This window comes from Mycobacterium sp. SMC-4, assembly GCF_025263265.1.
Taxonomy (GTDB): Bacteria; Actinomycetota; Actinomycetes; order Mycobacteriales; family Mycobacteriaceae; genus Mycobacterium.
On the sequence record NZ_CP079869.1, the window covers coordinates 13,301 to 38,151 of the forward strand.

At 67.4% G+C, this 24,851-nt stretch carries 26 protein-coding genes and 1 tRNA gene; 13 read left to right on the plus strand and 14 right to left on the minus strand.

Annotated elements, in window-relative coordinates:
* Nucleotides 1–169 precede the first annotated feature (169 nt).
* Entirely contained in the window at nucleotides 170–853 is a 684-nt protein-coding gene (locus KXD98_RS00060) for an AraC family transcriptional regulator (protein ID WP_260761293.1), read from the plus strand.
* Between the two features lie 24 nt (nucleotides 854–877).
* Here KXD98_RS00060 and KXD98_RS00065 read toward each other — a convergent pair whose 3' ends face one another.
* Nucleotides 878–1,195 (minus strand): hypothetical protein, encoded by a 318-nt coding sequence (locus KXD98_RS00065; RefSeq protein WP_260761294.1) that lies wholly within the window; start codon nucleotides 1,193–1,195, stop codon nucleotides 878–880.
* A 66-nt stretch (nucleotides 1,196–1,261) separates the two neighbouring features.
* Entirely contained in the window at nucleotides 1,262–1,663 is a 402-nt protein-coding gene (gene cwsA, locus KXD98_RS00070) for a cell wall synthesis protein CwsA (protein WP_260761295.1), read from the minus strand.
* Nucleotides 1,664–1,779: 116 nt separating this feature from the next.
* Between cwsA and KXD98_RS00075 the strand changes: the two genes are divergently transcribed.
* Complete coding sequence (locus KXD98_RS00075) at nucleotides 1,780–2,307, plus strand: peptidylprolyl isomerase (RefSeq protein ID WP_260761296.1); 528 nt, start codon at nucleotides 1,780–1,782, stop codon at nucleotides 2,305–2,307.
* Nucleotides 2,308–2,314: 7 nt separating this feature from the next.
* Here the strand turns inward: KXD98_RS00075 and KXD98_RS00080 are convergent, their stop codons facing one another.
* Nucleotides 2,315–2,743 carry a PH domain-containing protein gene (locus KXD98_RS00080; RefSeq protein WP_260761297.1) on the minus strand — a complete coding sequence of 143 codons (429 nt, stop codon included), beginning with the start codon at nucleotides 2,741–2,743 and terminating at the stop codon, nucleotides 2,315–2,317.
* Nucleotides 2,744–2,882: 139 nt separating this feature from the next.
* On the minus strand, nucleotides 2,883–3,164 hold the full coding sequence (crgA, locus tag KXD98_RS00085; RefSeq protein WP_260761298.1) for a cell division protein CrgA: 282 nt from the start codon (nucleotides 3,162–3,164) through the stop codon (nucleotides 2,883–2,885).
* An 80-nt stretch (nucleotides 3,165–3,244) separates the two neighbouring features.
* On the opposite strand from crgA, the gene KXD98_RS00090 reads away from it, so the two are divergent.
* The 3 genes from KXD98_RS00090 (at nucleotide 3,245) to KXD98_RS00100 (ending at nucleotide 6,172) form a co-directional block, all read left to right on the plus strand.
* The gene (locus tag KXD98_RS00090) at nucleotides 3,245–4,009 is read left to right on the plus strand and encodes a DUF881 domain-containing protein (RefSeq protein WP_396882144.1); all 765 of its coding nucleotides are present in this window, start codon (nucleotides 3,245–3,247) and stop codon (nucleotides 4,007–4,009) included.
* 317 nt (nucleotides 4,010–4,326) lie between these two features.
* On the plus strand, nucleotides 4,327–5,472 hold the full coding sequence (locus tag KXD98_RS00095; protein WP_260761299.1) for a PE-PPE domain-containing protein: 1,146 nt from the start codon (nucleotides 4,327–4,329) through the stop codon (nucleotides 5,470–5,472).
* A gap of 25 nt (nucleotides 5,473–5,497) precedes the next feature.
* Nucleotides 5,498–6,172, plus strand: a complete 675-nt coding sequence (locus tag KXD98_RS00100; RefSeq protein WP_260761300.1) for an aminodeoxychorismate/anthranilate synthase component II — start codon at nucleotides 5,498–5,500, stop codon at nucleotides 6,170–6,172.
* Here KXD98_RS00100 and pknB read toward each other — a convergent pair.
* The 7 genes from pknB to KXD98_RS00135 form a co-directional block, all read right to left on the minus strand.
* Complete coding sequence (gene pknB, locus KXD98_RS00105) at nucleotides 6,150–8,027, minus strand: Stk1 family PASTA domain-containing Ser/Thr kinase (RefSeq protein WP_260761301.1); 1,878 nt, start codon at nucleotides 8,025–8,027, stop codon at nucleotides 6,150–6,152. The genes KXD98_RS00100 and pknB overlap by 23 nt on opposite strands.
* Nucleotides 8,024–9,352 carry a protein kinase domain-containing protein gene (locus KXD98_RS00110; RefSeq protein WP_260761302.1) on the minus strand — a complete coding sequence of 443 codons (1,329 nt, stop codon included), beginning with the start codon at nucleotides 9,350–9,352 and terminating at the stop codon, nucleotides 8,024–8,026. Before KXD98_RS00110 ends, pknB begins: the two co-directional genes overlap by 4 nt.
* Before the next feature lie 22 nt (nucleotides 9,353–9,374).
* The gene (gene pbpA / locus KXD98_RS00115; RefSeq protein WP_260761303.1) at nucleotides 9,375–10,850 is read right to left on the minus strand and encodes a D,D-transpeptidase PbpA; all 1,476 of its coding nucleotides are present in this window, start codon (nucleotides 10,848–10,850) and stop codon (nucleotides 9,375–9,377) included.
* Nucleotides 10,847–12,259 carry an FtsW/RodA/SpoVE family cell cycle protein gene (locus tag KXD98_RS00120; RefSeq protein ID WP_260761304.1) on the minus strand — a complete coding sequence of 471 codons (1,413 nt, stop codon included), beginning with the start codon at nucleotides 12,257–12,259 and terminating at the stop codon, nucleotides 10,847–10,849. Before KXD98_RS00120 ends, pbpA begins: the two co-directional genes overlap by 4 nt.
* A complete protein-coding gene (locus KXD98_RS00125; protein ID WP_260761305.1) occupies nucleotides 12,256–13,785 on the minus strand; it encodes a PP2C family serine/threonine-protein phosphatase in 1,530 nt (509 codons plus the stop codon). The genes KXD98_RS00120 and KXD98_RS00125 overlap by 4 nt, the downstream gene beginning before the upstream one ends.
* Nucleotides 13,782–14,249, minus strand: coding sequence for an FHA domain-containing protein (locus KXD98_RS00130; protein WP_260761306.1), 468 nt, complete (start codon nucleotides 14,247–14,249; stop codon nucleotides 13,782–13,784). The genes KXD98_RS00125 and KXD98_RS00130 overlap by 4 nt, the downstream gene beginning before the upstream one ends.
* A gap of 89 nt (nucleotides 14,250–14,338) precedes the next feature.
* On the minus strand, nucleotides 14,339–15,715 hold the full coding sequence (locus tag KXD98_RS00135; RefSeq protein WP_260761307.1) for an FhaA domain-containing protein: 1,377 nt from the start codon (nucleotides 15,713–15,715) through the stop codon (nucleotides 14,339–14,341).
* A 236-nt stretch (nucleotides 15,716–15,951) separates the two neighbouring features.
* Here KXD98_RS00135 and KXD98_RS00140 point away from each other — a divergent pair.
* Nucleotides 15,952–16,037 (plus strand) — tRNA-Leu (locus KXD98_RS00140).
* A 22-nt stretch (nucleotides 16,038–16,059) separates the two neighbouring features.
* Here the strand turns inward: KXD98_RS00140 and KXD98_RS00145 are convergent.
* Nucleotides 16,060–17,259, minus strand: coding sequence for an IS481 family transposase (locus KXD98_RS00145; RefSeq protein ID WP_260759232.1), 1,200 nt, complete (start codon nucleotides 17,257–17,259; stop codon nucleotides 16,060–16,062).
* A gap of 585 nt (nucleotides 17,260–17,844) precedes the next feature.
* Between KXD98_RS00145 and KXD98_RS00150 the strand changes: the two genes are divergently transcribed.
* The 3 genes from KXD98_RS00150 (at nucleotide 17,845) to KXD98_RS28470 (ending at nucleotide 19,318) form a co-directional block, all read left to right on the plus strand.
* Entirely contained in the window at nucleotides 17,845–18,057 is a 213-nt protein-coding gene (locus KXD98_RS00150; RefSeq protein WP_260761308.1) for a helix-turn-helix domain-containing protein, read from the plus strand.
* A 2-nt stretch (nucleotides 18,058–18,059) separates the two neighbouring features.
* Nucleotides 18,060–18,617: a Clp protease N-terminal domain-containing protein gene (locus KXD98_RS00155; protein ID WP_260765457.1), complete on the plus strand. Its 558-nt coding sequence runs from the start codon at nucleotides 18,060–18,062 to the stop codon at nucleotides 18,615–18,617.
* Between the two features lie 62 nt (nucleotides 18,618–18,679).
* Nucleotides 18,680–19,318, plus strand: a complete 639-nt coding sequence (locus tag KXD98_RS28470) for a VOC family protein (RefSeq protein ID WP_260761309.1) — start codon at nucleotides 18,680–18,682, stop codon at nucleotides 19,316–19,318.
* A 39-nt stretch (nucleotides 19,319–19,357) separates the two neighbouring features.
* Here the strand turns inward: KXD98_RS28470 and KXD98_RS00165 are convergent, their stop codons facing one another.
* Nucleotides 19,358–19,942 carry a helix-turn-helix domain-containing protein gene (locus tag KXD98_RS00165; RefSeq protein WP_260761310.1) on the minus strand — a complete coding sequence of 195 codons (585 nt, stop codon included), beginning with the start codon at nucleotides 19,940–19,942 and terminating at the stop codon, nucleotides 19,358–19,360.
* Nucleotides 19,943–20,029: 87 nt separating this feature from the next.
* Between KXD98_RS00165 and speB the strand changes: the two genes are divergently transcribed.
* Genes speB through KXD98_RS00185 form a run of 4 tightly spaced genes read left to right on the plus strand, consistent with a single transcriptional unit; the run spans nucleotide 20,030 to nucleotide 23,881 of the window.
* Complete coding sequence (gene speB / locus KXD98_RS00170; protein WP_260761311.1) at nucleotides 20,030–20,986, plus strand: agmatinase; 957 nt, start codon at nucleotides 20,030–20,032, stop codon at nucleotides 20,984–20,986.
* 42 nt (nucleotides 20,987–21,028) lie between these two features.
* Nucleotides 21,029–22,414, plus strand: a complete 1,386-nt coding sequence (locus KXD98_RS00175; RefSeq protein ID WP_260761312.1) for a cytosine permease — start codon at nucleotides 21,029–21,031, stop codon at nucleotides 22,412–22,414.
* Nucleotides 22,415–22,421: 7 nt separating this feature from the next.
* Entirely contained in the window at nucleotides 22,422–23,069 is a 648-nt protein-coding gene (locus tag KXD98_RS00180) for a cyclase family protein (RefSeq protein WP_260761313.1), read from the plus strand.
* Entirely contained in the window at nucleotides 23,069–23,881 is an 813-nt protein-coding gene (locus KXD98_RS00185) for a nitrilase-related carbon-nitrogen hydrolase (protein WP_260761314.1), read from the plus strand. The genes KXD98_RS00180 and KXD98_RS00185 overlap by 1 nt, the downstream gene beginning before the upstream one ends.
* Here KXD98_RS00185 and KXD98_RS00190 read toward each other — a convergent pair.
* The gene (locus KXD98_RS00190; RefSeq protein ID WP_260761315.1) at nucleotides 23,865–24,800 is read right to left on the minus strand and encodes an SDR family oxidoreductase; all 936 of its coding nucleotides are present in this window, start codon (nucleotides 24,798–24,800) and stop codon (nucleotides 23,865–23,867) included. The two genes, KXD98_RS00185 and KXD98_RS00190, sit on opposite strands and share 17 nt — an antisense overlap.
* Between the last annotated feature and the right edge of the window lie 51 nt (nucleotides 24,801–24,851).

Consider the following 24,851-nt stretch of genomic DNA (forward strand, 5'->3'; position numbering starts at 1 on the left):
TCTTGCGCGACGGAGATTGTCGGCGATTGTCGTAACCCCGGCTTACGGTTGGTGGGTGCTTTGTGCCAAGACCGTCGCCGCCTGGCCGGGCTTCACTGTGAGCACCGTGCGCTGCTGTCCGAATGAGTCCGATTTCTCGGCCTCACAGATCCGCGGTGATCATCGGCTCGTGCTTGTCCGTCATGGCCGCTTCCGGCGGCGGGCCGACGGCGAGATCGTCGACCTGGATCGGACTGTCGGCTACATCGGCGGACCGGGCGAAGAGGAAGGGTTTGCCCACCCCGCCGGCGGTGACATCTGCACCGCGGTGACCATCGAGCCAGAGCTCTTGGAAGCAGCGATGAACCCCAGGGCGGTCTATGTTGACGCGCGTGTCGAGCTCGCCCACCGCCGGGTGCTCGCCGCAGCCGCGGCCGGCGATGTCGACTGTGCGCTGACCGAAGAGCTGATTCGGCTCGTCGGGCTCGCCGCCCAGTGGCCGGTCCCCCGGCCGGGGCCCACCGACCGAATGCTGGTCAGCGCCGCCCGCGAAGCGATCATCGACGGGGCACCGGAATCGACCGGGCTGCGTCCGCTGGCCGCTGCGCTGAAGGTCTCGCCGTACCGCCTCAGCCGGGTGTTCTCACGATGCATGGGGGTGTCGCTGACCCGATACCGCAACCGGATAAGGGTCGGGCAGGCTCTCGAGCGAGTCGCCGACGGGGACACCAGCCTTGCTGAGCTCGCAGCGCACCTCGGTTTCGCCGACCAGGCACACCTGACCCGCACGGTCAGCGAACACCTGGGCTACACCCCCGCGGCTCTGCGCCGGCAGTTGACCGGTGCCCCATCACAGGCTGGCCGAAATCCGTAGGCACCCAGTGCCTTTCGAACCGTCCTAGTCCATCACGGCGTCGATGCACGTGTGGATCTGCTCGATTCCCGGCCCCTGCTGCGTGCCGTCATGCCAGGACTGCAGCGTCGTGGTCACCGCGCCCTTCAGGATCCGCAGGTATTCGCTGACCTCGCCGGCCGACATCGTGTCCAGTCGCTTGGCCACGTCGGGTAGCAGCGGTCGCAGCGCGGTGGCGATGCTGGTGGCGCCGCCGATGGCCGGCGTCTGCGCCAACAGGGTGACGACGCGCTCGAGGTCTGACCGGGTCAGGTCGGGGTAGGCCACGGCCAGATCCTGCTTGACGTCGTCCTTGGTGCTCATCGGCTGCCTTCCGGGAGTGTTGTCCTCTGAGGCTCAGCCATACCCCGCCGATGCCCGCCACTACACCTACGGCTTCGGGGTGACCTCCACACTGGGCGGTAGCGCAGACGGTTCAGGCTGGGTGGAGCGGCGCACGATCGAGAACGCGACCGCTCCCCCGGCCAGCACCGCCACGCCCACGCCGACAATCAGCAGGGGACGGCGCCGGCTGCGGGACTTGCGGGCCTTCCCCAGTGCCTCCGGCAGGCCGGCGACAGCCTCCTGCGCCGAGGCCAGCTCGGCCCTGAGCTGGCGGGCGACCTTGCTGCGGCGATAACGCTCGCCGACCCAGGATGCCGACGAGCGCACCGAATCGACGCCCAGGCCCGCTACTCCCCTGGTGACATCCACCGGGCCGACGGTCGAGTACTTCAGGCCGCGGCCCAGCCGTTGGCCCGGGCTCAGTCGGTCTTCGGTCTTGGAGCTCATCGCTTACCTCTCTCACGCCGGAGGACCGGTGTCACGGTCGGGTCTTCAGCCTGCCATCTCTGCCAACCCCACGGTGCCCGGTTGGTCTCCGAGGGCGCGTGGCACACTGACTTTCCGTGACCAGTCCTATTCAGACCGCGACCGCGACCCTGCACACCAACCGCGGCGATATCAAGATCGCTTTGTTCGGGAATCACGCTCCCAAGACCGTGGCCAACTTCGTCGGACTGGCCCAGGGCACCAAGGACTACAGCACCGAGAATTCCTCGGGTGGATCCTCGGGCCCGTTCTACGACGGCGCGGTGTTCCATCGCATCATCGACGGGTTCATGATCCAGGGCGGTGACCCGACCGGAACCGGTCGCGGAGGGCCGGGCTACCAGTTCGCCGACGAATTTCACCCCGAATTGCAGTTCGACAAGCCCTACCTGCTGGCGATGGCCAACGCCGGTCCCGGCACCAACGGCTCGCAGTTCTTCATCACCGTGACCGAAACGCCGCATCTCAACCGCCGGCACACCATCTTCGGTGAGGTCGTCGACCCCGAGTCGAAGAAGGTCGTCGATGCCATCGCGACCACGGCCACCGACCGTTCCGATCGTCCCACCGACCCCGTCGTCATCGAGTCGGTCACCATCTCCTAGTGCCGCGTCACCGGGCGCCGGGTGTGAACCCGGCCTCGGTGAGCGCATCGAAGACCTCCACCGGGTCCGTCCCGAGGTCCCAGCGGCTGAGCACCAGGAGACGGTCGTCGACCGTCTCGATCTCCAACAGCCGCACTCTGCGCCCGATGCGGCGGAACTCGGTGATGCGGGTCAACGTGATCTCCGCGCGGTTCAGCGTGCGCTGCTGCCACCATCCGCGGTAGACGAGCGCGTCGTCGGCGATTGCCAATTTCGGACGTGCCCGCCACGACATGACGGCGAACACAAGCAAACCCAGGGCGGCCAACCCGATCAGGATGCGCCCGGGTAGGTCTGTGACCAGCGTCACAGCGCCGAAACCGAGCATGATGCCCGCTGCGGCGGCGCCCAGGATGCCCGCGGTCGGCGGACCCCACTGTGTTTGCTGTGGCGACAATTCACAGCCTCCTAGCGTGGCATTCACTGTTATCCACAGGTGCTATCCCCAATGGGGATGAACTACACGCGTGTGATCTGGTAACGCGCAGGTTGCGGGCCCGGAAACGGACCGCGACCGAATTTCCGGCCCCGTCAACTCACCGCCAGCGCATGGTCAGCAGCAAGCCGGTGATCATGAAGGCAAACGCGATGGCGTAGTTCCAGACGTTCAGGTCGGCCATCCACTGCAGCAGACTGGGGACCTCCGGCCCGCTGCCGGCGAGCTGGAACACGATCAACCACACCAGTCCGATCAACATCAGGCCGACGAACAACACGACAAACCAGATGCTCGACGGACCGGCTTTGACCTTCACCGGCGTCCGGCTCACCGGATTGATGGTGAAGTCGTTCTTCTTGCGGACCTTGGACTTGGGCATGGGAACCTTCGGACGGTGCGACGATGGGTAGAAGAAAGCCTAACGCAGCCCGGGGCTGCGGCTTGCGAAGGAGACGACCGGTGAAGGATCGCGACGTGTCCGAGCAGAAGCGAACCGGCTGGCGTTTCGGTGTCCCGGTGGTCTGTGCGGCCGCCGGGCTGCTGCTGGGCGTGACCTACGGCGTCTCCGGTGGCGACGAGATCCGGCGCAGCGACTCGCCCCGGTTGGTCGACCTCGTCCGGGAGTCCCAGCAGTCGGTGGACCGGCTGACCGGCCAGCGTGATGTGCTGGTCGCCGAGACCGACAACCACCACGGCGGGTCACCGGCGACCGTGCAGGCGCTGGAGGCGATGACCCGGCGTGCCGACGTGCTCTCCGATCAGGCCGGCCTGACCGCCCTGCGCGGACCAGGCCTCGTGGTGACCCTGCAAGACGCCCAGCGCGATGCCCAGGGACGCTTTCCGCGCGACGCCTCCCCCGACGACCTGGTGGTCCACCAGCAGGACATCCAGGCCGTGATCAACGCGCTCTGGAGTGCGGGCGCCGAAGGGATCCAGCTTCAGGACCAGCGCATCACCGCGACGTCTGCCCCGCGCTGCGTGGGCAACACCCTGCTGCTGCACGGACGCACCTACAGCCCGCCGTATGTGATCTCGGCGGTCGGGGACGCGACGCAGATGCAGTCGGCGCTGGCCGAGTCCCAGATGGTCTCGCTGTACAAGCAGTACGCGGTGCGGTTCGGGTTGGGTTACGTGGAGCAACGCAGCGACGAGGTGGAACTGGTCGGCCACACCGAACCGGTCCGCATGCAGTTCGCCGAACCACTCGGCCCTGTGGGCTACTAAAGTGACGCAGCAGTTAAAATTGCTGAACTTCACCCGCCGGCGCCTGGCGTTTGGTATTCGTTAACTCAAGATCACACAGCAGGCCTGGTGTTCAGCCCGCTGTGTGGTCCTTCGTCGGGGCCCGGCGGAAAAATGAGGAACTGCTCGCTTCCGCTGGCGCGCTGGTTAGCTAACCCCTAACATGAGCAAAGCTCGGATGGGGGTGGCCCCGACGGTCCGGCGCTCGGATGACTCGGAGGGAACCCATGACCAGTCGACATCGTCGGCCCCGTCGGCCCCGTCGCACGGCAGCAGCTGTGGCGGCTTCGGCACTGTGCGTGCCGGCAGTTCTGGGACTGACCCCATCGCCGGCGGCGGAGGCCGCGACGGTGCTGAACGTCGAGGGGACATTCCAACCGCCCAAGACCACCCAGAAGGGCTTCAAGGGCGCGTTCTGCGAGCACAATTCGTGCAAAACGGTCAATACTTCCCCGGGGCTGGGTGACGCCTTCACCGGCGCCATGGCGCTGCAGGCTGCGGCCATGCTCACCCCGGGCGACCTGATCATCATGGGCTACTCGGTGGGCGCCTCGTCGATCTACGAACGCCTGCGGACCTGGGACGTGTTCCCCGGCGTGGCTCCCGACCCCAACCGGGTCGTGCTGCTGGTGACCTACGGCAACCCCGAGAGCAAGTACGGCGGACAGGCCAAGGACTTCCCGGGCACCGGGCTGCCCGAAGATCTGCCCTACAAGGTGCTCAACGTGACCATGCAGTACGACAGTGTTGCTGACCGGCCGGACCGCTTCGGCCTGTTCTCACTGATCAACCTGTCCTTCGCCAACCACTTCGCGTACAAGAACATCGACATCAACGATCCGCGCAACCTCGTCTACCAGGACGAGGACGGCACCACCTACATGTTGGTCAAGGCCGAGGTGTTGCCGATGCTGCAGTTCGTCAGCTGGTTCGCCAGCGAGTCCCAGATGGCTCAGCTCGATGCCATCTTCCGGCCGCTGGTGGAACGCGACTACGATCGTCCGGCTTACGTCGAGCAGGGCGAGGGCGCGGACTGGGGCAACGGGCTGCCGCCGGCGTCGCTGCAGGGCAGTGACCGTCAGGCCGAACGCCGCACCGTCGCGCCTGCCGCCGACCCCGTCATCGAGGAGTCCGCCGACGGGTCGGTGGACGCGGCGGACGAGCCGCTGATCGACTCCAGTGGGACCGAGCCGCTGGCCGCCGACGTGTCGGCCGACCTTGGTGAGCCCGTCGACGACGCCGTCGAGCTCGAAGAGTCCGTCGACCTCGATGAGCTCCAGGACGCCGATCTCACACAGCCCGATATCGACGAGCAAGATGACGACGTCTCCCCCGACCCCCGACAGTCCGCCGGGACCACACCGTCGGCCGGTGGCGACTCGGACAGCGGCTCAACTGCCCGCAGTGAGAGCCGTCGCAGCGAGCGGGCATCCGCTGCGTCCTGAGCGAGGCGCACGCTAGCCTGGCCTGATGCAGGTCTTGGTCGTCGACAACTACGACAGCTTCGTGTTCAACCTGGTCCAGTACCTGGGTCAGCTCGGGGTGAACGCGACGGTGTGGCGCAACGACGACGCACATCTGACGACCGCTGCAGACATCGCCGCGGCAGCCCGCGACTTCGATGGAGTGCTGCTCAGCCCCGGGCCCGGCACGCCCGAGCGCGCCGGCGCCACCATCGGACTGGTGCGGGCCTGCGCCGAGGCCGGCACCCCACTCCTGGGCGTCTGCCTCGGCCACCAGGCCATCGGGGTGGCGTTCGGCGGCACCGTAGACCGTGCCCCCGAGTTGTTGCACGGGAAGACCAGCACCGTCTATCACGTGAATCTCGGTGTGCTGCAAGGGTTGCCGGACCCGTTCACCGCCACGCGCTACCACTCGCTGACGATCCTGCCGGAAACGCTGCCCGCCGAGTTGACCGTGACCGCCCGCACCGAGGGCGGCGTGATCATGGGCGTGCAACACGTCGAGCTGCCGATCCACGGGGTGCAGTTCCACCCCGAGTCGATCCTGACCCAGGGCGGCCACCGCATGCTGGCCAACTGGCTGGGCTACTGCGGCCAGCCGCCGGCCGAGACGCTGGTCCGCCAGCTCGAGGACGAGGTCGCCGGCGCCGTCGAGGCGGCTACGACGCGAAGCTCAGCGTGATTCTGCTGCCGAAGGTCAGCGCACTGCCGGCCGCCGGCGCCTGACGCACCACCGCGTTGGTGCGCTGACCGGAATTGGCCACGTCGGGGCCCTTGTCCAACACCCCGGTCCAGCCCAGCGCACGCAGCCGCGGTTCGGCGTCGGTCCAGAACATGCCGACCACATCGGGCATCACGAACTGGTTGCCGCGCGAGACCTGCATCTGGATCACGGTGTCCTGAGGCACGGTCTCACCGGCCGCCGGCTCGCTGCCGACCACCTGGCCGGCGGTCACCGTGCTGTCCACCTCGATCGGCACGGCGTTGGTGAAACCGGAGGCGGCCATCACCTGCTCGCATACCTGGGGGGTTTGGCCGACGCAGTCGGGCACGCTCGCGGTGGCCGGACCGCGACCCACCACGACGGTGATCTCGTTGGTGATCGCCGAGGTCTGATTGGCCGGCGGGACGGTCGAGATCACCGTGTCGCGTTGCTCGGGCAGTGAGGTCGACTCGGTCTGGCGGAAGCGTTCGAATCCGGCGTCGGTGAGTCTCTCGACCGCCTCGGCATAACTGAGCCCCGACACGTCGGGAATCTCGCGCTGCTCGGGCCCGGTCGACACATTCAGCGTCACCTCGTCACCGGCGGCCACGGAGGTGTCGGCGTCGGGCTCGGTGCTGATGACGTGGTCGGGCGGCACGGTCGAGTCCGGTCGCTGCTGGGTGCGAATGCTGAAGCCGCGATTCTGCAGTGCGGCTATGGCGTCGGCCGAGGGCTGCCCACTGACGTCGGGAACCTGGACCTCCCGGGTCTCACCGCCGAACATGTTGATCGCGACGGTCACCACGATCGTCAGGACCGCCAGCACGGCCACCGCGACCAGCCACCGGCCCACCGACCCGCGGCCCGCCGACTCCTCGTAGCGGGCCCGACGCCCGCGCACCGGGCCCATCGGCTCGGTGTGCGGGTGCGACGGCGTCGCGGCCAGCAGCGACGTCCGTTCGGCGTCGGTGAGGATCTTGGGCGCGTCCGGCGTCTGACCGCTATGCACCTTGACCAGGTCGGCGCGCATCTCCGCGGCCGTCTGGTAGCGGTTGTCCGGGTTCTTGGCCAGCGCTTTGAGCACGACCGCGTCCAGTTCCGGGGAGATGTCGCTGTGCCGCTGCGACGGCGGCACCGGGTCTTCGCGGACATGCTGATAGGCCACCGCGACCGGAGAATCGCCGACGAACGGGGGCTGGCCGGTGAGCACCTCGTAGAGCACGCAGCCCAGCGAGTACACATCCGAGCGGGCGTCGACCTTGACGCCGCGGGCCTGTTCGGGCGACAGGTACTGCGCGGTGCCGATGACCGCGGCGGTCTGGGTGACCGGATTGCCGGCGTCGTGAATGGCCCGGGCGATACCGAAGTCCATCACCTTCACCGCGCCGGTCTTGCTGATCATGATGTTGGCCGGCTTGACGTCGCGATGGATGATGCCGTGCTGATGGCTGAAGTTCAGCGCCTGGCAGGCGTCGGCAATAACCTCGATGGCCCGCTGGGGATCCATCGGCCCGTCGGTGTGGACGATGTCACGCAGCGTCACACCGTCGACGTACTCCATCACGATGTAGGGCAGCGGCCCGGTGGGCGTCTCGGCCTCGCCGGTGTCGTACACGGCGACGATCGCGGGATGGTTCAGCGCCGCTGCATTCTGGGCTTCCCGCCGGAACCGCAGGTAGAAGCTCGGATCGCGGGCCAGGTCGGCGCGCAGCACCTTGATCGCGACGTCGCGGTGCAACCGCAGATCACGAGCCAGGTGCACTTCGGACATACCGCCGAAGCCGAGGATCTCACCGACTTCGTACCGGTCGGACAGGTGCTGTGGGGTCGTCATGTCAACATCTGTTCTGAAAGCGCCAGGGACACCGCCACCGGCGGTGAGCGGTCGAGGAATGCTGATACCCAGTATCGGGCAGATTCACGAGCGGCCGGGTTTTCCGCTGCACCGGCCGGTGCAGCAGCGGGCGTCTCGGGTGGTGGCTCGGCGGGCGGTTCACCCGGAACCACCTCGGTGGTCGGAGTCTCGGTGACGGTGGGCGGTGGGGTGCGGTCCCGACGGTCCTGCGCGTTGAGCACGATCAGTATCGCGATGACGATCGCCAACGCGCCGAGCACCCCGGCGGCCCACAGCAGCGCCCGCTGCCCTGACGAGAACGTGCGCCGCGGCGGCGGCGCCGAGCGGTGACTGCCGACCGCGCGCGCACGCGTCGCGGTGGCCGGCGCGCGGCCGGTCATCTCCGCTGCCGGGCGCTGCGCAATGGCGGGCGGCACCGCGGTCGGCGCGGCCCGCCCGATGGCCGGTGCCGCGTTGGGCCGCGGCGGTCGGCGGCCGGCCCGCACCGCGGCAACGGCATCGGCGAAAGCACCGCCGGACTTGTAGCGCGCGCCCGGGTTCTTGACGAGCGTGATCTCGATGAGCTCACGCACATTGGGCGGGAGATCGGCCGGTAGCGGCGGCGGGGTCTCCTTGATGTGCTTCATCGCCACCGTCAGCGCACCGTCGCCGGTGAACGGCCGTTTGCCCGAAACCGATTCGTAGCCAACGACTCCCAGCGAGTAGACGTCACTGGAAGCGGTGGCGTCGTGGCCCAGCGCCTGCTCGGGCGCGATGTACTGCGCGGTGCCCATCACCATGCCGGTCTGGGTCACCGGGGCGGCGTCGACGGCCTTGGCGATGCCGAAGTCGGTGAGTTTCACCTGACCGGTCGGCGTGATGAGGATGTTGCCCGGTTTGACGTCGCGGTGGACCAGCCCGGCGGTATGGGCGACCTGCAGCGCCCGCCCCGTCTGCTCGAGCATGTCCAGCGCATGGCGCAGCGACAGCCGGCCGGTGCGCTTGAGCACGGAGTTCAGCGGCTCCCCGTTGACCAATTCCATCACCAGGTAGGCGGTGCGGCCTTCCCCATCGATGTCGGTCTCGCCGTAGTCGTACACCCCGGCGATGCCCGGGTGATTGAGCATCGCGACGGTGCGGGCCTCGGCGCGGAAGCGTTCGACGAACTCCGGGTCGGTCGAATACTCGGCCTTGAGAACCTTGACGGCGACGCGCCGGCCCAGCCGCGAGTCGACGCCCTCCCAGACCTGGCCCATACCGCCGGTGGCGATGAGGCGTTGCAGCCGGTAGCGCCCCGACAGCGTGACTCCGACGCGGGGGCTCATTTCTTGCCTCCGGCAAGGTGGCTCATGAGCCCTCCCGAAGCGCCGCGGCGATGGTGGCGCGACCAATCGGCGCCGCGACCGCACCACCGGTGGCCGAGAGCCGGTCTCCGCCGTTCTCCACCAGCACAGCGACCGCGACCTTGGGTGCCTGTGCGGGCGCAAAAGCGATGTACCAGGCATGCGGAGGCGTGTTGCGCGGGTCCATGCCGTGCTCCGCAGTGCCGGTCTTGGATGCGATCTGCACGCCGGCGATGGCTCCCTTCTGCTGCGTCACCTGCTCGGCGGCGACCATCAAATCGGTAAGTGTATCTGCGACGTCCTCGTCGACGGCCCGCTGCTCTTCGTCAGGCACGGTCGTGGCGATGTTGGACAGGTCGGGACCTTGCAGGCTGTCGACCAGATACGGCTGCATCGTGACCCCCCGGTTGGCGACGGTCGCCGCCACCACCGCGTTCTGCAGAGGCGTCAGAGCCACATCGCGTTGTCCGATACTGGACATACCCAGTGCTGCCGCGTCGGAAATCGGACCGACGGTGGATTCGGCGACCTGCAACGGGATGCCGGCGGGGACGTCGTCGATGCCGAACCCGCGAGCGGCGGCGCGCAGCGCATCGGCGCCGGTGTCGAGCCCGAGTTCGACGAACGCGGTGTTACAGGAGTGCGCGAACGCGTACTCCAGCGTCGCGGTCGGCCCGCCGCCGCACGGCGAGCCGCCGAAGTTCTGCAGCGTGGCGGTGCTCTCGGGTAGCGGCATACGCGGCACCGCGGTCAGCTCGGTCTGCGGGGTTGCGCCGTTCTGCAACGCGGCAGCAGTGGTGATCACCTTGAACGTCGAACCGGGCGGGTAGGTCTCGGAGATCGCGCGGTTGAGCAGCGGCGAGCCGGGGTCGTCGCGCAGTCGCTCCCACGCCTGTGACTGCTCGGCAATGTCGTGGGTGGCCAACAGATTCGGGTCGTAGGAGGGTGCCGAGACCATCGCCAGGATTTTTCCGGTCGCGGGTTCCAGCGCGACGACCGCGCCGCGGCACGGGCCATTGCACCCGTTCTCCATCGCGTCCCAAGCCGCTTGCTGTACTTGGGGTTTGATCGTGGTGTTGACATTGCCCCCGCGCGGGTCACGGCCGGTGAAGAAGTCGGCGAGCCGGCGCCCGAACAAGCGCTGATCGGAGCCGTTGAGAATCAGGTCCTCGGCGCGTTCGAGCCCGGCGCTGGAGTAGCTCAGCGAGTAGAAGCCGGTCACGGGTGCGTAGGTCATCGGGTTGGGGTAGACGCGCAGGAAACGGAACCGCCCCTCGGAGTTCACCGAGTAAGCCAGCAGCTGGCCGCCGGCGGTGATCTGTCCGCGCTGACGCGAGTACTCGTCGAGCAGAACCCGCTGGTTTCGAGGATCCGAGCGCAGCCCGTCGGCGGCGAAGACCTGGGTCAGCGTCGCGTTGGCCAGCAGCAGGACCACCAGACCCATGATCATCACCGAGATACGGCGTAGCGAGGTGTTCATACCTTCTCGATCACCTCGGTATTGGACGCGGCGATGTTGCCGGCCGGTAGCGGCTTGCTGACCAGCGGGCGTCGCGCCGAGTGCGAGATGCGGATCAGGATGGCCAACAGCAGGTAGTTGGCCACCAGCGACGAACCGCCGTAGGACATCCACGGGGTGGTCAGGCCGGTCAGCGGGATCAGCCGGGTCACCCCGCCCACCACGATGAACAGCTGAATGGCCAGCGTCGAAGCCAGGCCGGCGGCCAACAGTTTGCCGAAGCTGTCACGCACCGCGATCGCGGTGCGCAGTCCGCGGATGACCACGATGGTGTAGAGCATCAGCACCGCGGCCAGACCGACCAGGCCGAGTTCCTCACCGACGGCGGCGATGATGAAGTCCGTCGACGCGGCGGGTACGGTGCCGGGCTGGCCGTTACCCAACCCGGTGCCGAAGATCCCGCCGGTGGCGAAGCTGAACAGCGACTGCACCATCTGGTAGCCGGCGCCCTCGGGGTCGGCGAAGGGGTCGAGCCAGGTCTGCACGCGCACTTGGACGTGGTCGAAGATGTAGTACGCCACGATGCTGCCGGCGGCGAACAGCGCAAGTCCCAGCACCACCCAGCTGAATCGTTCGGTGGCGATGTAGACCAGCACCAAGAACGACGCGTAGAGCAACAGCGAGGTGCCCAGGTCCTTCTCGAAGATCATCACCGCGATCGAGGCGATCCAGGCGGCCAGTAGCGGCGCCAGGTCGCGCGGACGGGGCAGATCCATGCCCAGCCAGTGCTTGCCGGCGCTGGTGAACAGATCGCGCTTGGACACCAGCACCGCGGCGAAGAAGATCAGCAGCAGGATCTTGGAGAACTCGGCGGGCTGGATCGAGAAGCCCGGCAACTTGATCCAGATCTTGGCGCCGTTCTGCTCCGACATCGATCGGGGCAGCACGGCGGGGATGGCCAACAGGATCAGGCCGCTCAGGCCGCAGATGTAGCCGTATCGCGACAGCGACCTGTGGTCACGCAACAGGAACACCACGGCCGAGAACCCGATCACCCCGACCAGCGTCCACAGCATCTGCTGATTGGCCGAGCCGCCCAAGCCTTGTGCGGTGGTGGTGCCTTCGGCGAGGTCGAGGCGGTGAATCATGACCAGTCCCAGGCCGTTCAGCAACGCCACCAGGGGCAGCAGCAGCGGGTCGGCGTACGGGGCGAAACGTCGCACGGCCAGGTGCGCGCCGCCGAACAACGCCAGGTAGCCGATGGTGTACTGGGCCAGGTCCCAGTCCAGGCCCTGTTCCTGGTTGGCTTCGACGAGCAGCAGTGCCACCGTGGTGATCAGCGCCGCGAAACCGAGCAACAGCAGTTCGGCGTTGCGGCGGTCAGGCAGCGTCGGGGTTGCCACGCCGGGGGACTGCGTCGGGGTCGTCATGCCACTTCCCGGCAGTTCGTTCCCGGTTGAGGTGGTGGCGGGGGTAGGGCGGTCACCGTGGGAGGGGGCGGTGGAGGCGGCGGTGCAGGTGCCGGAGAGGTGACCGTGCGGGGCGTCTCAGGCGCCGGGCCGGGGGTGGCACCGGGACGTGGGCTCGGTGTCGGCGTCGGGGCGGGGCCGGTCGTGGCCGGTGGGGGAGCGCCTGGTGACGTGGTCGGGCTCGGGGCCGGTTGCCGGGTGGTGGTGCGGGGGGCACAGACCGGAAGCACCGAACTGCGTGACAGTTCCTCGATTTGGCGGATGGCATCGTCGAGTGAGCCTGACGGCAGCCCGGCGATCACCTGGGCGCGTTCGGAGGGCCGCATGTCGGCCACGGCAAGCAGCCGGCAGCCCAGGTTGTCGCTGGTCTGGCCGGCACTGATCAAGGACAATTCGTTGCGGGCGTTCAGGCAGCCCAGCAGATAGGGCTCCTGGAGCGGGTAGCCGAGGAACGAGCCCTGCACGCCACGCATGATCGACACGATGCCCTCGTGTTCGGTGACGTAGTAATTGGAACGGATGATTTCGCGGCCGACCGCCAGACCGGCCAGGACGAGCAGCACGACGACGGCGGCCGCAATGTACATTCGCCGCCGTGACCGAGGTCGTGGCGGCGGTTCTTCGGGTTGCGGCACAACACGTTTGGCGGCTGTTCGCTTGGGGTTGAACGCTGATGCGCGGCCCGCGGCGGTATTGGGCGGGGCGCTCTGGTCGTCGTCGCCGGACACCGCGCCGGCCAGGATCGGCTGGGTCTGGCCGTAGTCGTAGGACGTGACGTCGACGACGTCGGCGACCACCACGGTCACGTTGTCCGGGCCGCCCCCGCGCAGCGCCAATTCGATGAGCCGATCCGCGCTCTCGGCGACGTCGGGGATCTGCAGTGCTTCGGCGATGGTCTCCTGGCTGACCGGGTCGGACAGGCCGTCGGAGCACAGCAGATAGCGATCGCCGGCGCGGGCTTCCCGCATGATCAGCGTCGGTTCCACCTCGTGGCCGGTCAGCGCCCGCATGATCAGCGACCGCTGCGGGTGGCTGTGCGCCTCCTCGGCGGTGATCCGTCCCTCGTCGACGAGCGTCTGGACGAAGGTGTCGTCCTTGGTGATCTGGGTCAGCTCACCGTCGCGCAGCAGATACCCGCGCGAGTCACCGATGTGGACCAGACCGAGACGATTACCGGCGAACAGGATCGCCGTCAATGTCGTGCCCATGCCCTCGAGTTCGGGGTCGGCTTCGACATGTTCGGCGATCGCGGAGTTGCCTTCGCGCACCGCGGCGTCGAGCTTGCTGAGGATGTCGCCGCCGGGTTCGTCGTCGTCGAGGTGTGCCAGCGCGGCGATCACCAGCTGGGAGGCCACCTCACCGGCGGCGTGGCCGCCCATGCCGTCGGCGAGCGCGAGCAGTCGCGCGCCGGCGTAGACCGAGTCCTCGTTGTTGGCGCGGACCAGCCCTCGGTCGCTGCGGGCGGCGTAGCGCAGGGCAAGGGTCACGGGCGCAGCTCGATCACCGTCTTGCCGATTCGCACCGGTGTGCCCATCGGAACCCGTACCGCCGTCGTCACCTTCGCCCTGTCGAGGTATGTACCGTTGGTTGATCCTAGGTCCTCTACATACCACTCCGGACCTCGTGGCGAGAGCCTGGCATGGCGCGTGGAGGCGTAGTCGTCAGTCAACACCAGTGTGGAATCGTCCGCCCTTCCGATCAGCACCGGCTGGGTGCCCAACGGGATGCGGGTGCCGGTCAGCGCGCCTTCGGTGACCACGAGCTGGCGCGCCACGTGGCGACGGGTCCGGTTGGGCAGCAGCGACCCGCGCAGGGCCAACCCGCGGCGCACCATCACCGAGCCCGAGGGCGCGTAGATATCGGTGCGCAGGATGCGCAGCACCGACCAGATGAACAGCCACAGCAGCAACAGGAAGCCGACGCGGGTCAGCTGCAGTACCAGGCCCTGCATCTGACGTCCTCTCCGTCTCCTGTCCCTACGGCACCGCCACCATACTGGCGGCGTCGACCGACACGACCGCTTCCGTCAGCGGCCCGAGCTCAGTGAACGCGGACGATGATCTCGGAATGGCCCAGCCGGATGACGTCGCCGTCTGCCAGCTGCCACTCCTGGACCGGAGCGTTGTTCACCGTGGTGCCGTTGGTGGAGTTGAGGTCTGACAATAGCGCGACCTGCCCGTCCCAGCGGATTTCTAGATGCCGACGTGACACACCCGTGTCGGGCAGCCGGAACTGGGCGTCCTGACCACGGCCGATGACGTTGGTGCCTTCGCGCAGCTGGTAGGTGCGGCCGCTGCCGTCGTCGAGCTGCAGCGTGACCGTCGCGCCGGCGCTCGGGTACTCGCCCTGGGCGGCGCCATACCCTCCGCCGCCGTAGCCGCCGGCACCGTAGCCCTGGTCGGTGTAGCCCTGGTCGCCATAGCCGGCGGCCGGCTCGGCGTAGCGGCCGTAGTCGGGCTGGCCGTATTCCTGGCGGCCGTAACCGCCCGGACCGCCGTAACCGCCCTGATCCGGGTAGCCGCCCTGGTCGGGGTAGCCACCCTGATCCGGGTACCCCGGTCGGGGCGGGGCGCCGTAGCCGCCCTCCTCATGGCGTCCGGGAGGACGCCCGTAGTCGTAGTCGCCGGCCGGGCCGCCGTAGCCGTGCTGGCCACCGCCGGGGGGCGGGCCGTACCCGCCGGGACCGGGCCGGTAGCCCTGGTCCGGGTAGCCGCCCTGGGGCGGGCCGTAGCCGGCCGGGGGACGCTGCTCGTAGGACTGCGGCGGGTAGCCGCCCTGGTCCGGGTAGCCGCCCTGGTCGGGGTAACCGCCGCGCGGCGGCGGGTAAGCGTGCTCACCCTGCTGGGGATAGCCCTGCTCAGCCGGGGGAGGTGGGGGATAGCCGCGATCATCCGGACGGTTGTAGCGCTCGTCGTAATAATCGTCTGCGGGCCGGCCCTGTCCTGGGCCGCCGCGATAGCTCGGGTTGTCGGTCATCGGTGGTACTCCTGGTTCTGCGGGGGACGAGTCTTGTCGAGGCGGCGGGACCGATCGATCCGTGGTGGAGTCAGGATTGACCGCGCCACGCGCGCGAAACTGTCCGGTGTGCAGGTTGGGTGACTGCTCGAATCTGACGACCACATCACCATACGTTTGCCAACCCTGCTCATGGATGTATCCCTCCAGATGCTTGGCGAACGTGGTCGAGGTGATGTCCGGATCGGCACTCACCTTGTGATAGTCAGGCACACTGAGGGTAATGACGTAGTCGTTCGGTGCCAAAATGTGGCCGCCCGGGATCTCCCGGGTGCCGGTATCGGCTTCCCGGCGCAGCAGCGCCTCTACCTCCTGCGGAACGATCGATCCGCCGAAGACACGGGCGAAGGCATTGCCGACCGAATCTTCGAGCTTGCGCTCGAAACGGTCGACGAGTCCCATCGTTGTGGTCTCCGTTCTGCGGTGATGCGTCTGCTGGGTGGCCCGCCAGCGTGTCGGCTGGTGGGAGTGCTGCCTGCATGGTAGTGGGCCGGTGCGCCGATGCGGGACCATCCAAACTCTGAGAATCGAATCGAGCCTGGTCACAGCGCTGCCGGCACCCGTTTTGGCGAAGTGGGGGGCGCCTCGATACGGTTGGGGAGTCCGGCGGAGCGCGTGATAGGCTCCCTCGGTCGTCCGGGCGAGTGGCGGAATGGCAGACGCGCTGGCTTCAGGTGCCAGTGTCCTTCGGGACGTGGGGGTTCAAGTCCCCCTTCGCCCACCATTGTGATGAGTCGCGTCATCGGTTACACCTGAGTCGCGTCATCGGTGACAGATTGCCCCGGCCATCGGCCGGGGTTTTTCTGTTGGTTGCGCCAGTAGTTGCGGTCGGGGTCGATGTGGTGGCTGGCGATGAGTTGGTGGCTGGTTTTGCTGATGACGGTGACGGTTTGGGTGGTCACGAGGATCAGGACTGGGGTGTGGGCGTGTTGGCGGCCGATGCCGAGGTGGTGTAGGCGGCTGCTGTAGCGCAGGGTGAGCTTGCCGAATTGGTCCACGGTGTCGTGGCGGATACGGAAGTGCTCGGTGACGCCGGCGGGGTGGGCTTTGGGCAGGGCGTGGTAGACGGTGTGCGGTGTGGCGCTGTGGCGGTGGGCGCGGTGGGGACGCTCGGTGTTGTAGATCATGGCGAAGGTGTCGAGCAGCTGTTGTAGCTCAGCCAGTGTCGAGGGGCGCTGGTGTTGGCTGAGCCAGAGCTTGAGGGTTCGGTGGAAGCGTTCGATCTTTCCTTGGGTTTGCGGGTGGCCTGGGCGGCCGTTCTTTTGGGTGACGCCGAGGCTGTTGAGGAGGCGCTCGAAGTCGTTGTGGCCGTGGGTGAATCGTGAGGTGTAGACCGCGCCGTTGTCGGTCAGCGTGGCGGCGGGCAGTCCGTGGGTGGCGGCGGTGTCGGTGAAGCTGGCCACGACGTCTGCGCCGGTGACGCGGGGGTAGGCGGTGCAGGTCAGCAGGTAGCGAGAGCAGTCGTCGAGCCAGGACAAGATCTCGGTGTCAGTGCCGTCGGCCAGGGCCCAGTGGGTGAAGTCGGATTGCCAGCATTCATTGGGCTGGGAGGCTTCAAAGCGCCGGTAGGAGCTTTTAGGACGCTTGCGCGGCTGGGCGGTGATGAGGCCGTGGTGGTGCAGGATGCGCCGGATGGTCGAGGTTGAGGGCACCGGCAGCCCACGTTGGCCCAGATGCCACTGCAGGGTCAGGGGTCCGGCGTCGAGGCCGTCGGCGGTCAGCGCTTCGCGCAGCGTGACGATGGCGATGATGACGTCGTCGGACACGGCGCGAGGGTTGCTGGTCGGGCGCCGTGAGCGGGCGTCGACAGCCGCCAGGCCGCCGTCGCGGTAGCGGGCGAGCAGCCGGTAGATGTGTTGGCGCGACAGCCCGTACTGGTTTGCCGCTTCGGTGACTGTCAGGTGGCCGCTGGTGACTTCGAGGACGACCACACGCGCTTTGGACATGGACCACGACTGTCACCTATGACGCGACTCATCGAGGACTCTTGCAGGTGTAACCCATGACGCGACTCATCTGTCACCTATGTCGTGGTTTCACACACCCCTTCGCCCACCATGAGCGGTTCTACGAACTGCAGGCATAAAGGTCACGAACCAGATTTGGTTCGTGACCTTTGTGTTTGGCCAGGGCCGGTAGTGGCTGTCCGCCCGACGTGCCGCCTCGATGTACCCACACTCCACGCCTCACGGTGGCGGCGCCAGATTTTCCTCGACAACGAAATCAAGGCTTGTCGGCGCTGTGCCAGCACGAGCAATGGCGCGCAGACGATTACGTATCGGAGCTCGTCGCTGCTATCCGGTGGGGCTTCGGACGGTCGCGGCGAAGGGGACCGAGTAGCGACCCACAGTTGCTTGGTACTCAAACCGGCTTGGATCAATCCACCCCGAGGTCGCGTAGCCGTCGCCATCCAACCGGCCAGCACCCCCTTCGGCGAGTGCCTGCGCAAGGCCTCGCAGTTCTGCGGAGCTGCAGGCCCCTATTTGTCAAGAAACGTTGACATCAGCAAGACGTCAACGTAAGTTGACACCGTGACAGATCTTCGTGCATTGACCGACGCAGCCGACAATGCGGACCCGGCGCAGGGTCTGCGCGCGGTACGCGCGTTGCAACGCCTCCAAGAGCGATTGGAAGCCATCCACGTCGCCAATGCCCGCGCCCAGGGATGGAGTTGGCAGGCGATCGCCGACGCACTCGGGGTCAGTCGCCAAGCAGTCCATCAGAAGTACAACCGGAGGAAATGAACATGTTCGAACGTTTCGGCCGCCATGCCCGAGTTGCCGTCGTTCTCGCTCAGGAAGAGGCAAAAGAGCTCGGCGCCAACGTGATCGAACCGCAACACCTCTTGGCAGGGGTATTGCGGAGTGCCAGTCGGCAACTCTCGGCTGAACTCGCCGCCCTGGGTTTGAGCGCCGATGTGGTTCGCGATCGGTTAACAGCTGGAACGAGTGAGGCGTCCTTCGACGATGACGCCGATGCCCTGCGAGCTATTGGTATCGACCTTCCTGCGGTGCGGGATCGGGTCAACCGTACTTTCGGTGCCGGTTCATTCGAGAATGCGTTGGGGGGCTCGGGGAGGCGCCTTCGACGCGGCACACTGCCGTTTGCGAAATCGACGAAGAAGGCGCTTGAGCTTGGGCTGCGAGAAGCACTCGCGCACAAAACTTCAGTGATCGAGTCCGAACATCTCTTGTTGGGCATCGTGCGGGCGGGCGACCCTGTGGCCTGCGGTTTGATCACCGAGCACGTCACGGTCGATGAACTCCGTCACTCGATCGATGCCCTGTTGCGCGGAGCCGCCTGATTGGACCGCGGTGTGTGCTCGCACTCGACGCCCACGCCTGATCGCCCTGATTAACTGAGTAGGTGACCGCCGTCCTTTCCGCCGTGGTGGTGGAATCGGTCGACCCTGAGCGGCTGAACCGGTTCTGGTCGGAGCTGTTGAACTCGCCGGCCGACGGCGCGCGCTTGGAGTTCGTGCCGAGCACCCTCGGCAAGGACGACAAGAACCGCCTCCACCTGGATCTGGCCTCGACGTCGGTCGACCAGCAATCCGAGCTTGTCGAGCTGGCATGTGTGCTGGGCGGTCGTCGAATCGACATCGGGCAAGGAACAGTTCCCTGGGCCGTGATGGCAGATCCGGAGGGAAACGAGTTCTGCGTCCTGGAGCCACGTGCGGAGTACCTCGGCCTCGGCCCCATCGCCGCGGTGGTGACCGATGTGCGCGATCCGGGTGCCGCCTGCCGGTTCTGGGCCGCGGAGCTCGATGTCGCCCCGGCGCGCACTCACGCGGATTACGCAGCACTTCGCGCCGGGGGCGGCGCGTGGCTGGAGTTCGTCCGCAACTCGAACCCACCCAAGAGGCAGGGTCGGCTGCATCTCCGGTTCGAGGCACCCGGACGCGGAAAGACTGGGCCGCGGTGCCCGGTCTGCCACGGTGATTCGGCCGAGCTGGCAGATGGCGAAGGTAATCGATTCTGCCTGGCACAGATGCAGGAAGGCTGAGCCCGTCGGGGGACCGTGCTGATTCAATCCCCTTGTTATTCAGGAGGTTCCACTCCAGGATGCCGGAACGATCACCCACGTGACCTCGGCGCCGGCGACCGGGTCGGCGTCCCAGTTGTGGGGTTCTCGGCCCGGGAACGTCAGGGAGTCGCCGGCAGTCAATGCGACATCGCGATCCACGAAATGCACGGTGACCGCTCCGGAGAGCACGTGGAGCACTTCGACCTGGCTGCTGATCGTGTACAACTCGGTGCCGCCGGTAGCGCCGGGCTGCATGCTCGACCGAATGACCTGAACCCGAGCTTCGGCGCGCGGCGAGATCAGTCGTTCCGTCACCCCCGTGCCGCCCAAATTGATCAAGGGCGCCTCGTCGACGGAGACCTTCTGGATCTCCGGCTCGGCGAACAATGCCCCGAGTGACAGCGAGAGCACCTGGCACAGCTGCACCAGGGTGGCAACACTGGGCGAGGTTTCGTCGCGCTCGAGCCGGCTCAGGAATCCCTTGGTGAGGCCGCTGCTGTCGGCGACCTGAGAAAGCGTCAGTCCCTGCGCTTTTCGCGCGTTGCGAATGCGCGCCCCGATCGCAATCGGTGCGGCATTCGGACCGGCATGGACTGGCCGCACGGGATCCTCGCTTCGCATTGACAGCCGTATCGGCCGGTCATAGGATCACGGCCATAGTTGTCTGTAGGATATCGAAAGTTTACTTCAATGCAACAACCGCCGATAGGCCCGGTCGACGCCAGCGTCGTTCCCCGCTTCGCCGGCATCGCCACGTTCGCCCGGCTCCCGCGTCTGGACGAGGTTGACCACGCCGACATCGCGGTTGTCGGTGTGCCCTTCGACAGCGGAGTCAGCTACCGGCCCGGTGCCCGCTTCGGCCCGGCGCATGTCCGCGAGTCGTCGCGACTGCTGCGTCCCTTCAATCCCGCACAGCACATCGCACCGTTCGCGGTGCAACAGGTGGCCGATGCCGGTGACATCGCGGCCAATCCGTTCAGCATCGACGCCGCAGTCGCCGAGATCGAGGCGGGCGCACTGCAACTCGCCTCGCGCGCGGATCGCCTGGTGACGATCGGGGGCGATCACACGATTGCGCTGCCGCTGTTGCGTACGGTCGCGGCCAAGCACGGCCCCGTCGCCGTGCTGCACTTCGATGCCCACCTCGACACCTGGGACACCTATTTCGGCGCGCCTGTCACGCACGGCACCCCGTTCCGGCGCGCCTCCGAAGAAGGCCTGATCGACCTGACCGCGAGTATGCACGTCGGGACCCGCGGCCCGCTCTACGGAGTAGAGGATCTCAGCGACGACGCGCGCCTGGGCTTCGCGATCGTGACCACCGAAGAGATTGAGGAGCAGGGAGTCTCGGTGGCCATCGAGCGCATCCGCAGCCGCGTCGGCGAGGCACCGCTCTACATCTCCATCGACATCGACGTCCTCGACCCCGCGCACGCACCGGGCACCGGCACCCCCGAAGCAGGGGGGATGACCAGTCGCGAGCTGCTGCGCATCATCCGGGCGCTGGCCGACCGGCGGATCGTCGGCGCCGACGTCGTCGAGGTCGCCCCGGCCTACGACCACGCCCAGCTGACCGGCATCGCCGCCGCGCACGTCGCCTACGAACTGATCAGCGCAATGGCGCCGCGCGGGCACGACCATGGCTGATCCGAACGCCGAACACCTGTCGCCGGTCCCCGAGGAGTCAGTATGACCTCGCTCTACACCCGCCTCGACCGTCGCCTGGAAATCCAGGCCGACAATGCCGGACCCCTGCGCGGCACCCTCTCGCTACCGCGCATCGGCATGATCTGGCTGGCCGCCAACCTGGTCGTGACCACACTGCTGACCGGCACGCTGCTGATTCCCGCCGTTGATTACGGCACCGCGCTCACCATGATCCTGCTGGGCACCCTCGGCGGTGCCGTCGTGCTCACTCTGGTGGGCAACATCGGAACCCGCACGGGGCTACCGACGATGGCGCTGACCCGCGGCGCGTTCGGCATCCGCGGCAGTCTGCTGCCGGTGGCCGCGAACGTGGTGATCCTGATGGGGTGGAGTTGGGTGCAGGCGATGCTGGCCGGAGTGACCGTCAACTACCTCGTCGAAAGCCTCACCGGATTCTCCAACCCCGCGCTGTTCGCGGTCCTGTGCCAGACGATCGTGGTGCTGATCGCCATCCTCGGCCACGAGGGCATCGCCCGGATCGAGCCGTGGCTGGCCGTGCTGATGTTGGCGATCATCGGATACATCTTCATCGTCGCGTTCACCAGCTTCAGTCCGGCAGATTTCCAGGCGATTCCGATCGACGCGTCGATTGGCTACACGTCGGTGACGGTTCTGGACATCGTCATCGCCACCGCGATCTCTTGGACGGTGTTGTCGGCGGACTTCAATCGGCTGGCCCGCTCGAGCAAGGCCGGCATCGTCGGTTCGGGCATCGGCTACACCCTCTCGACGGTCATCGCGATGACCCTCGGTGCAACCGCGATCGGTTACGTCATCCTTCGCGGCGACGAGGCCGCCGCCTTCGACCCGGGCACCATCGTCGCCGCGTTCGGCCCACCCCTGGCGATCGTGATCTTCCTGTCCGTCATGGCCACCAACACGATGGTCGTCTACGGCATGGTGCAGTCGGTGGTCAACGCCCGGCCCGGCAGCAGGCTGCGCTTCCTGCCCACCGTGCTGGTTCTCGGTGTCATCTCGATCATCGGCGCAACCTGGCTGGGGTTGCTCGGCCAGTTCACCGACTTCCTGGTGATGATCGGCGCGTTCTTCGTTCCGGTGTTCGCGATCATGATCGTCGACTACTACATCCTGAAGCGCGCGGCGTACACCGCCGACATTCTGCGCGACGGCCCGGGGCGCTACTGGTATCTCGCCGGGGTCAACTGGATTGCCGTCGCGGCCTGGGCGGTCGGTGCGGTGATGTCGTATGTGTGGGCCTACGTCTGGCCCAGTCCGATCGGCGCGACCATTCCGGCGTTCTTCCTGACATTCGTCCTGTATTTGGTGGCCATGCTGCCCAGCCGCGCGCGTCAGCCTCGGGAGCCCAGCGTTCACCTTGCCGTCCGGTCCGACGCAGAACAGGTGTGAGCGCGGCATGCGTGAACTGAGCCACCCGATCACCGCCGGGATGCAGGTGTATCCCGGCGATCCCCCGGTGCGGGTGGAATCCGCTCTCGAACTCGCCCGTGACGGCGTGGATGTCGTTGCGCTGCATCTGGGTTCGCACACCGGAACACACCTGGACGCACCATCGCACACCATCGCCGGGGCGCGCACCACCGGAGGCATCGGACTCGACGAACTGGTCGGCGATGCGCTGGTGGTGCATCTCACCGGCTGCGCACCGCGCTCGACATATGGCCTCGCCGAGATCGAGGCGGCGCTTCCGGACGGCCTGCCCGTCCGGCTGCCACCGATCATCGTCCTCGATACCGGCTGGGCCGCGCACTTCGGCACCGATGAGGCATTCGATCACCCTGCGCTCGACCCTGATGCCGCCGTCGAATTGTTGCGCCGCGGAATGCACGTGCTCGCCGTCGACACCCTCAGCCCGGACCCTACCGCAGCGGCTGTCGCCGAGTTCCCGGTGCATCGCGCCGTCCTCGGTGCCGATGCGCTGATCGTCGAAAACCTCTGCCATCTGGACACTCTCGCCGCGAATGTGTGCGTCGGGTTCTTCCCGCTGCCGATCGACGCCGACGGCGCACCGGTTCGGGCCGTCGCGTTCGACGGGAGTCACTGATGCGCACCCTACGGGCCTCGGCTATCGCGCTGCCGATCGAGTTCGGCGACGCGGAACACAACGTCGCCGCCGCGCGTGCGGCCCTGCAGGCGTGCGCGCCCGGACCCCACCTCATCGTGCTTCCCGAACTGGCCTTCAGCGGCTATGTCTTCGCCGACGGTGCCGAAGCCCGCGCGCTGTCGATGACCGCTGACGACCCGCGCCTGACCTCTTTGACCTCCGATGTCCCGCAGGGCGCGGTGGCGGTGGTGGGGTTCTGCGAGCGAGCCGGCGATCGGCTGTACAACTCGGCGCTGGTGCTCGCGCGATCCGGCATCCTGGGCTGCTACCGCAAGGCGCACCTCTGGGACGAGGAGAGCCGGTTCTTCAGCGTCGGCGACGAAGCGGGGATGGTCCTGGAGACGCCGATCGGTCGCCTCGGTGTCGCCATCTGCTACGACATCGAATTCCCGGAGGTGCCTAGGCGATTGGCGCTGGCCGGGGCCGACGTGTTGGCACTGCCGGTCAACTGGCCGCTGGCCGAACGGCCCGACGGTGAGCACCCGCCCGAGACCATTCAAGCGATGGCGGCCGCACGGGCGTCGAGGCTGCCGACGGTGATCGCCGACCGACATGGCACCGAGCGCGGGGTCGAATGGACCGGGGGCACCGCCGTGATCTCCGGCCACGGCTGGGTGTGCGCGACGCCCGACGAGCGCGGCGTCGCCTCGGCGATCGTCACCATCGACACCGGCAAAGCGCTCGGGAACAACAACGACCTGTTCGCCGATCGTCGACCGGAGCTCTACACCGAGGTCAGCCGTCGAACCTGACGCCGGTGAGACCCTCGGACACCTCCCAGAGCCGGGCTGCGGTCTGGTTGTCCTGCAATGGCTTCCACAACTTCTGCGGACCTGGCGGACCGCCGGCGGCACCGGGCCACTGCGGCCCGTAGAACGCTCCGGGCTCGGTGGCGGTCGCCGCCATCAGCGCGGGCAACGCGGCACTGTCCACCGAGCCGACGAGCAGCCCGCGCGCGGACAGCCAGCGGATCATCCGGACCTGCGTGGTGTCGCGGTCCCGGCCGACCTCCGTCCGCGCCGACAACAAGCTCGTCGGCGCGACACCGGGGTGTGAGATGTTGCTGGTGATTCCCCAGCCGGCCACGGCGCTGCGACGGGCAAGCTCAAGCCCGAACAACCCACACGCGATCTTGGACTGCCGGTAGGCGGCCATACCGTTGTAGCTGCGCACCCAGTTCAGGTCGTCCCAGTTGATGACGCCGCTGCGGGCGGCAATGCTGGTCTGCGAGGTCACCCGCGCCCGACCCGCCCGCAGCAGTGGCAGCAGCTGCCCGGTAAGCGCGAAGTGGCCCAGATGATTGGTGCCGAACTGCAATTCGAAACCGTCGACGGTGCTCTGCCGGTCCGGTGGTGTCATCACCCCGGCATTGTTGACCAGCAGGTGAATCGGGGCACCCGCGGAGCGCAGCTTCGCACCGAGCGCGGCCACCGATGCCAGCGAGGACAGATCCACTGATTCCAGCGCCAGTTTCGCGTGAGGATGCCGGGCCCGTATCCGCTCCGCGGCGGCCTCGCCCTTGGCGGCGTTTCGGACCGGCATGACCACCTCGGCGCCGGCGCCGGCCAGACTGGTGGCGATGCCCAGGCCGATCCCGTCGCTGGCACCGGTCAGCACGGCACGCGTGCCGGTCAGGTCGGGGATGGCGATGTCGTCATGTCTGCGTGGCATGGTCTCGACGATGCCGGGTGAGCGCGACTGTTATCCACGGTCTGACGATCC

What these genes read in the sequence shown, in the direction of transcription:
- pbpA (WP_260761303.1), bottom strand. Translation starts at nt 10,850, where the DNA reads ATGAACACCTCGCTACGCCGTATCTCGGTGATGATCATGGGTCTGGTG.
- pknB (WP_260761301.1), bottom strand. Translation starts at nt 8,027, where the DNA reads ATGACGACCCCACAGCACCTGTCCGACCGGTACGAAGTCGGTGAGATC.
- KXD98_RS00175 (WP_260761312.1), top strand. Translation starts at nt 21,029, where the DNA reads ATGACCTCGCTCTACACCCGCCTCGACCGTCGCCTGGAAATCCAGGCC.
- KXD98_RS00180 (WP_260761313.1), top strand. Translation starts at nt 22,422, where the DNA reads ATGCGTGAACTGAGCCACCCGATCACCGCCGGGATGCAGGTGTATCCC.
- KXD98_RS00130 (WP_260761306.1), bottom strand. Translation starts at nt 14,249, where the DNA reads ATGCAGGGCCTGGTACTGCAGCTGACCCGCGTCGGCTTCCTGTTGCTG.
- KXD98_RS00155 (WP_260765457.1), top strand. Translation starts at nt 18,060, where the DNA reads ATGTTCGAACGTTTCGGCCGCCATGCCCGAGTTGCCGTCGTTCTCGCT.
- KXD98_RS00065 (WP_260761294.1), bottom strand. Translation starts at nt 1,195, where the DNA reads ATGAGCACCAAGGACGACGTCAAGCAGGATCTGGCCGTGGCCTACCCC.
- KXD98_RS00110 (WP_260761302.1), bottom strand. Translation starts at nt 9,352, where the DNA reads ATGAGCCCCCGCGTCGGAGTCACGCTGTCGGGGCGCTACCGGCTGCAA.
- KXD98_RS00135 (WP_260761307.1), bottom strand. Translation starts at nt 15,715, where the DNA reads ATGGGACTCGTCGACCGTTTCGAGCGCAAGCTCGAAGATTCGGTCGGC.
- speB (WP_260761311.1), top strand. Translation starts at nt 20,030, where the DNA reads ATGCAACAACCGCCGATAGGCCCGGTCGACGCCAGCGTCGTTCCCCGC.
- cwsA (WP_260761295.1), bottom strand. Translation starts at nt 1,663, where the DNA reads ATGAGCTCCAAGACCGAAGACCGACTGAGCCCGGGCCAACGGCTGGGC.
- KXD98_RS00185 (WP_260761314.1), top strand. Translation starts at nt 23,069, where the DNA reads ATGCGCACCCTACGGGCCTCGGCTATCGCGCTGCCGATCGAGTTCGGC.
- crgA (WP_260761298.1), bottom strand. Translation starts at nt 3,164, where the DNA reads ATGCCCAAGTCCAAGGTCCGCAAGAAGAACGACTTCACCATCAATCCG.
- KXD98_RS00120 (WP_260761304.1), bottom strand. Translation starts at nt 12,259, where the DNA reads ATGACGACCCCGACGCAGTCCCCCGGCGTGGCAACCCCGACGCTGCCT.
- KXD98_RS00145 (WP_260759232.1), bottom strand. Translation starts at nt 17,259, where the DNA reads ATGTCCAAAGCGCGTGTGGTCGTCCTCGAAGTCACCAGCGGCCACCTG.
- KXD98_RS00190 (WP_260761315.1), bottom strand. Translation starts at nt 24,800, where the DNA reads ATGCCACGCAGACATGACGACATCGCCATCCCCGACCTGACCGGCACG.
- KXD98_RS00100 (WP_260761300.1), top strand. Translation starts at nt 5,498, where the DNA reads ATGCAGGTCTTGGTCGTCGACAACTACGACAGCTTCGTGTTCAACCTG.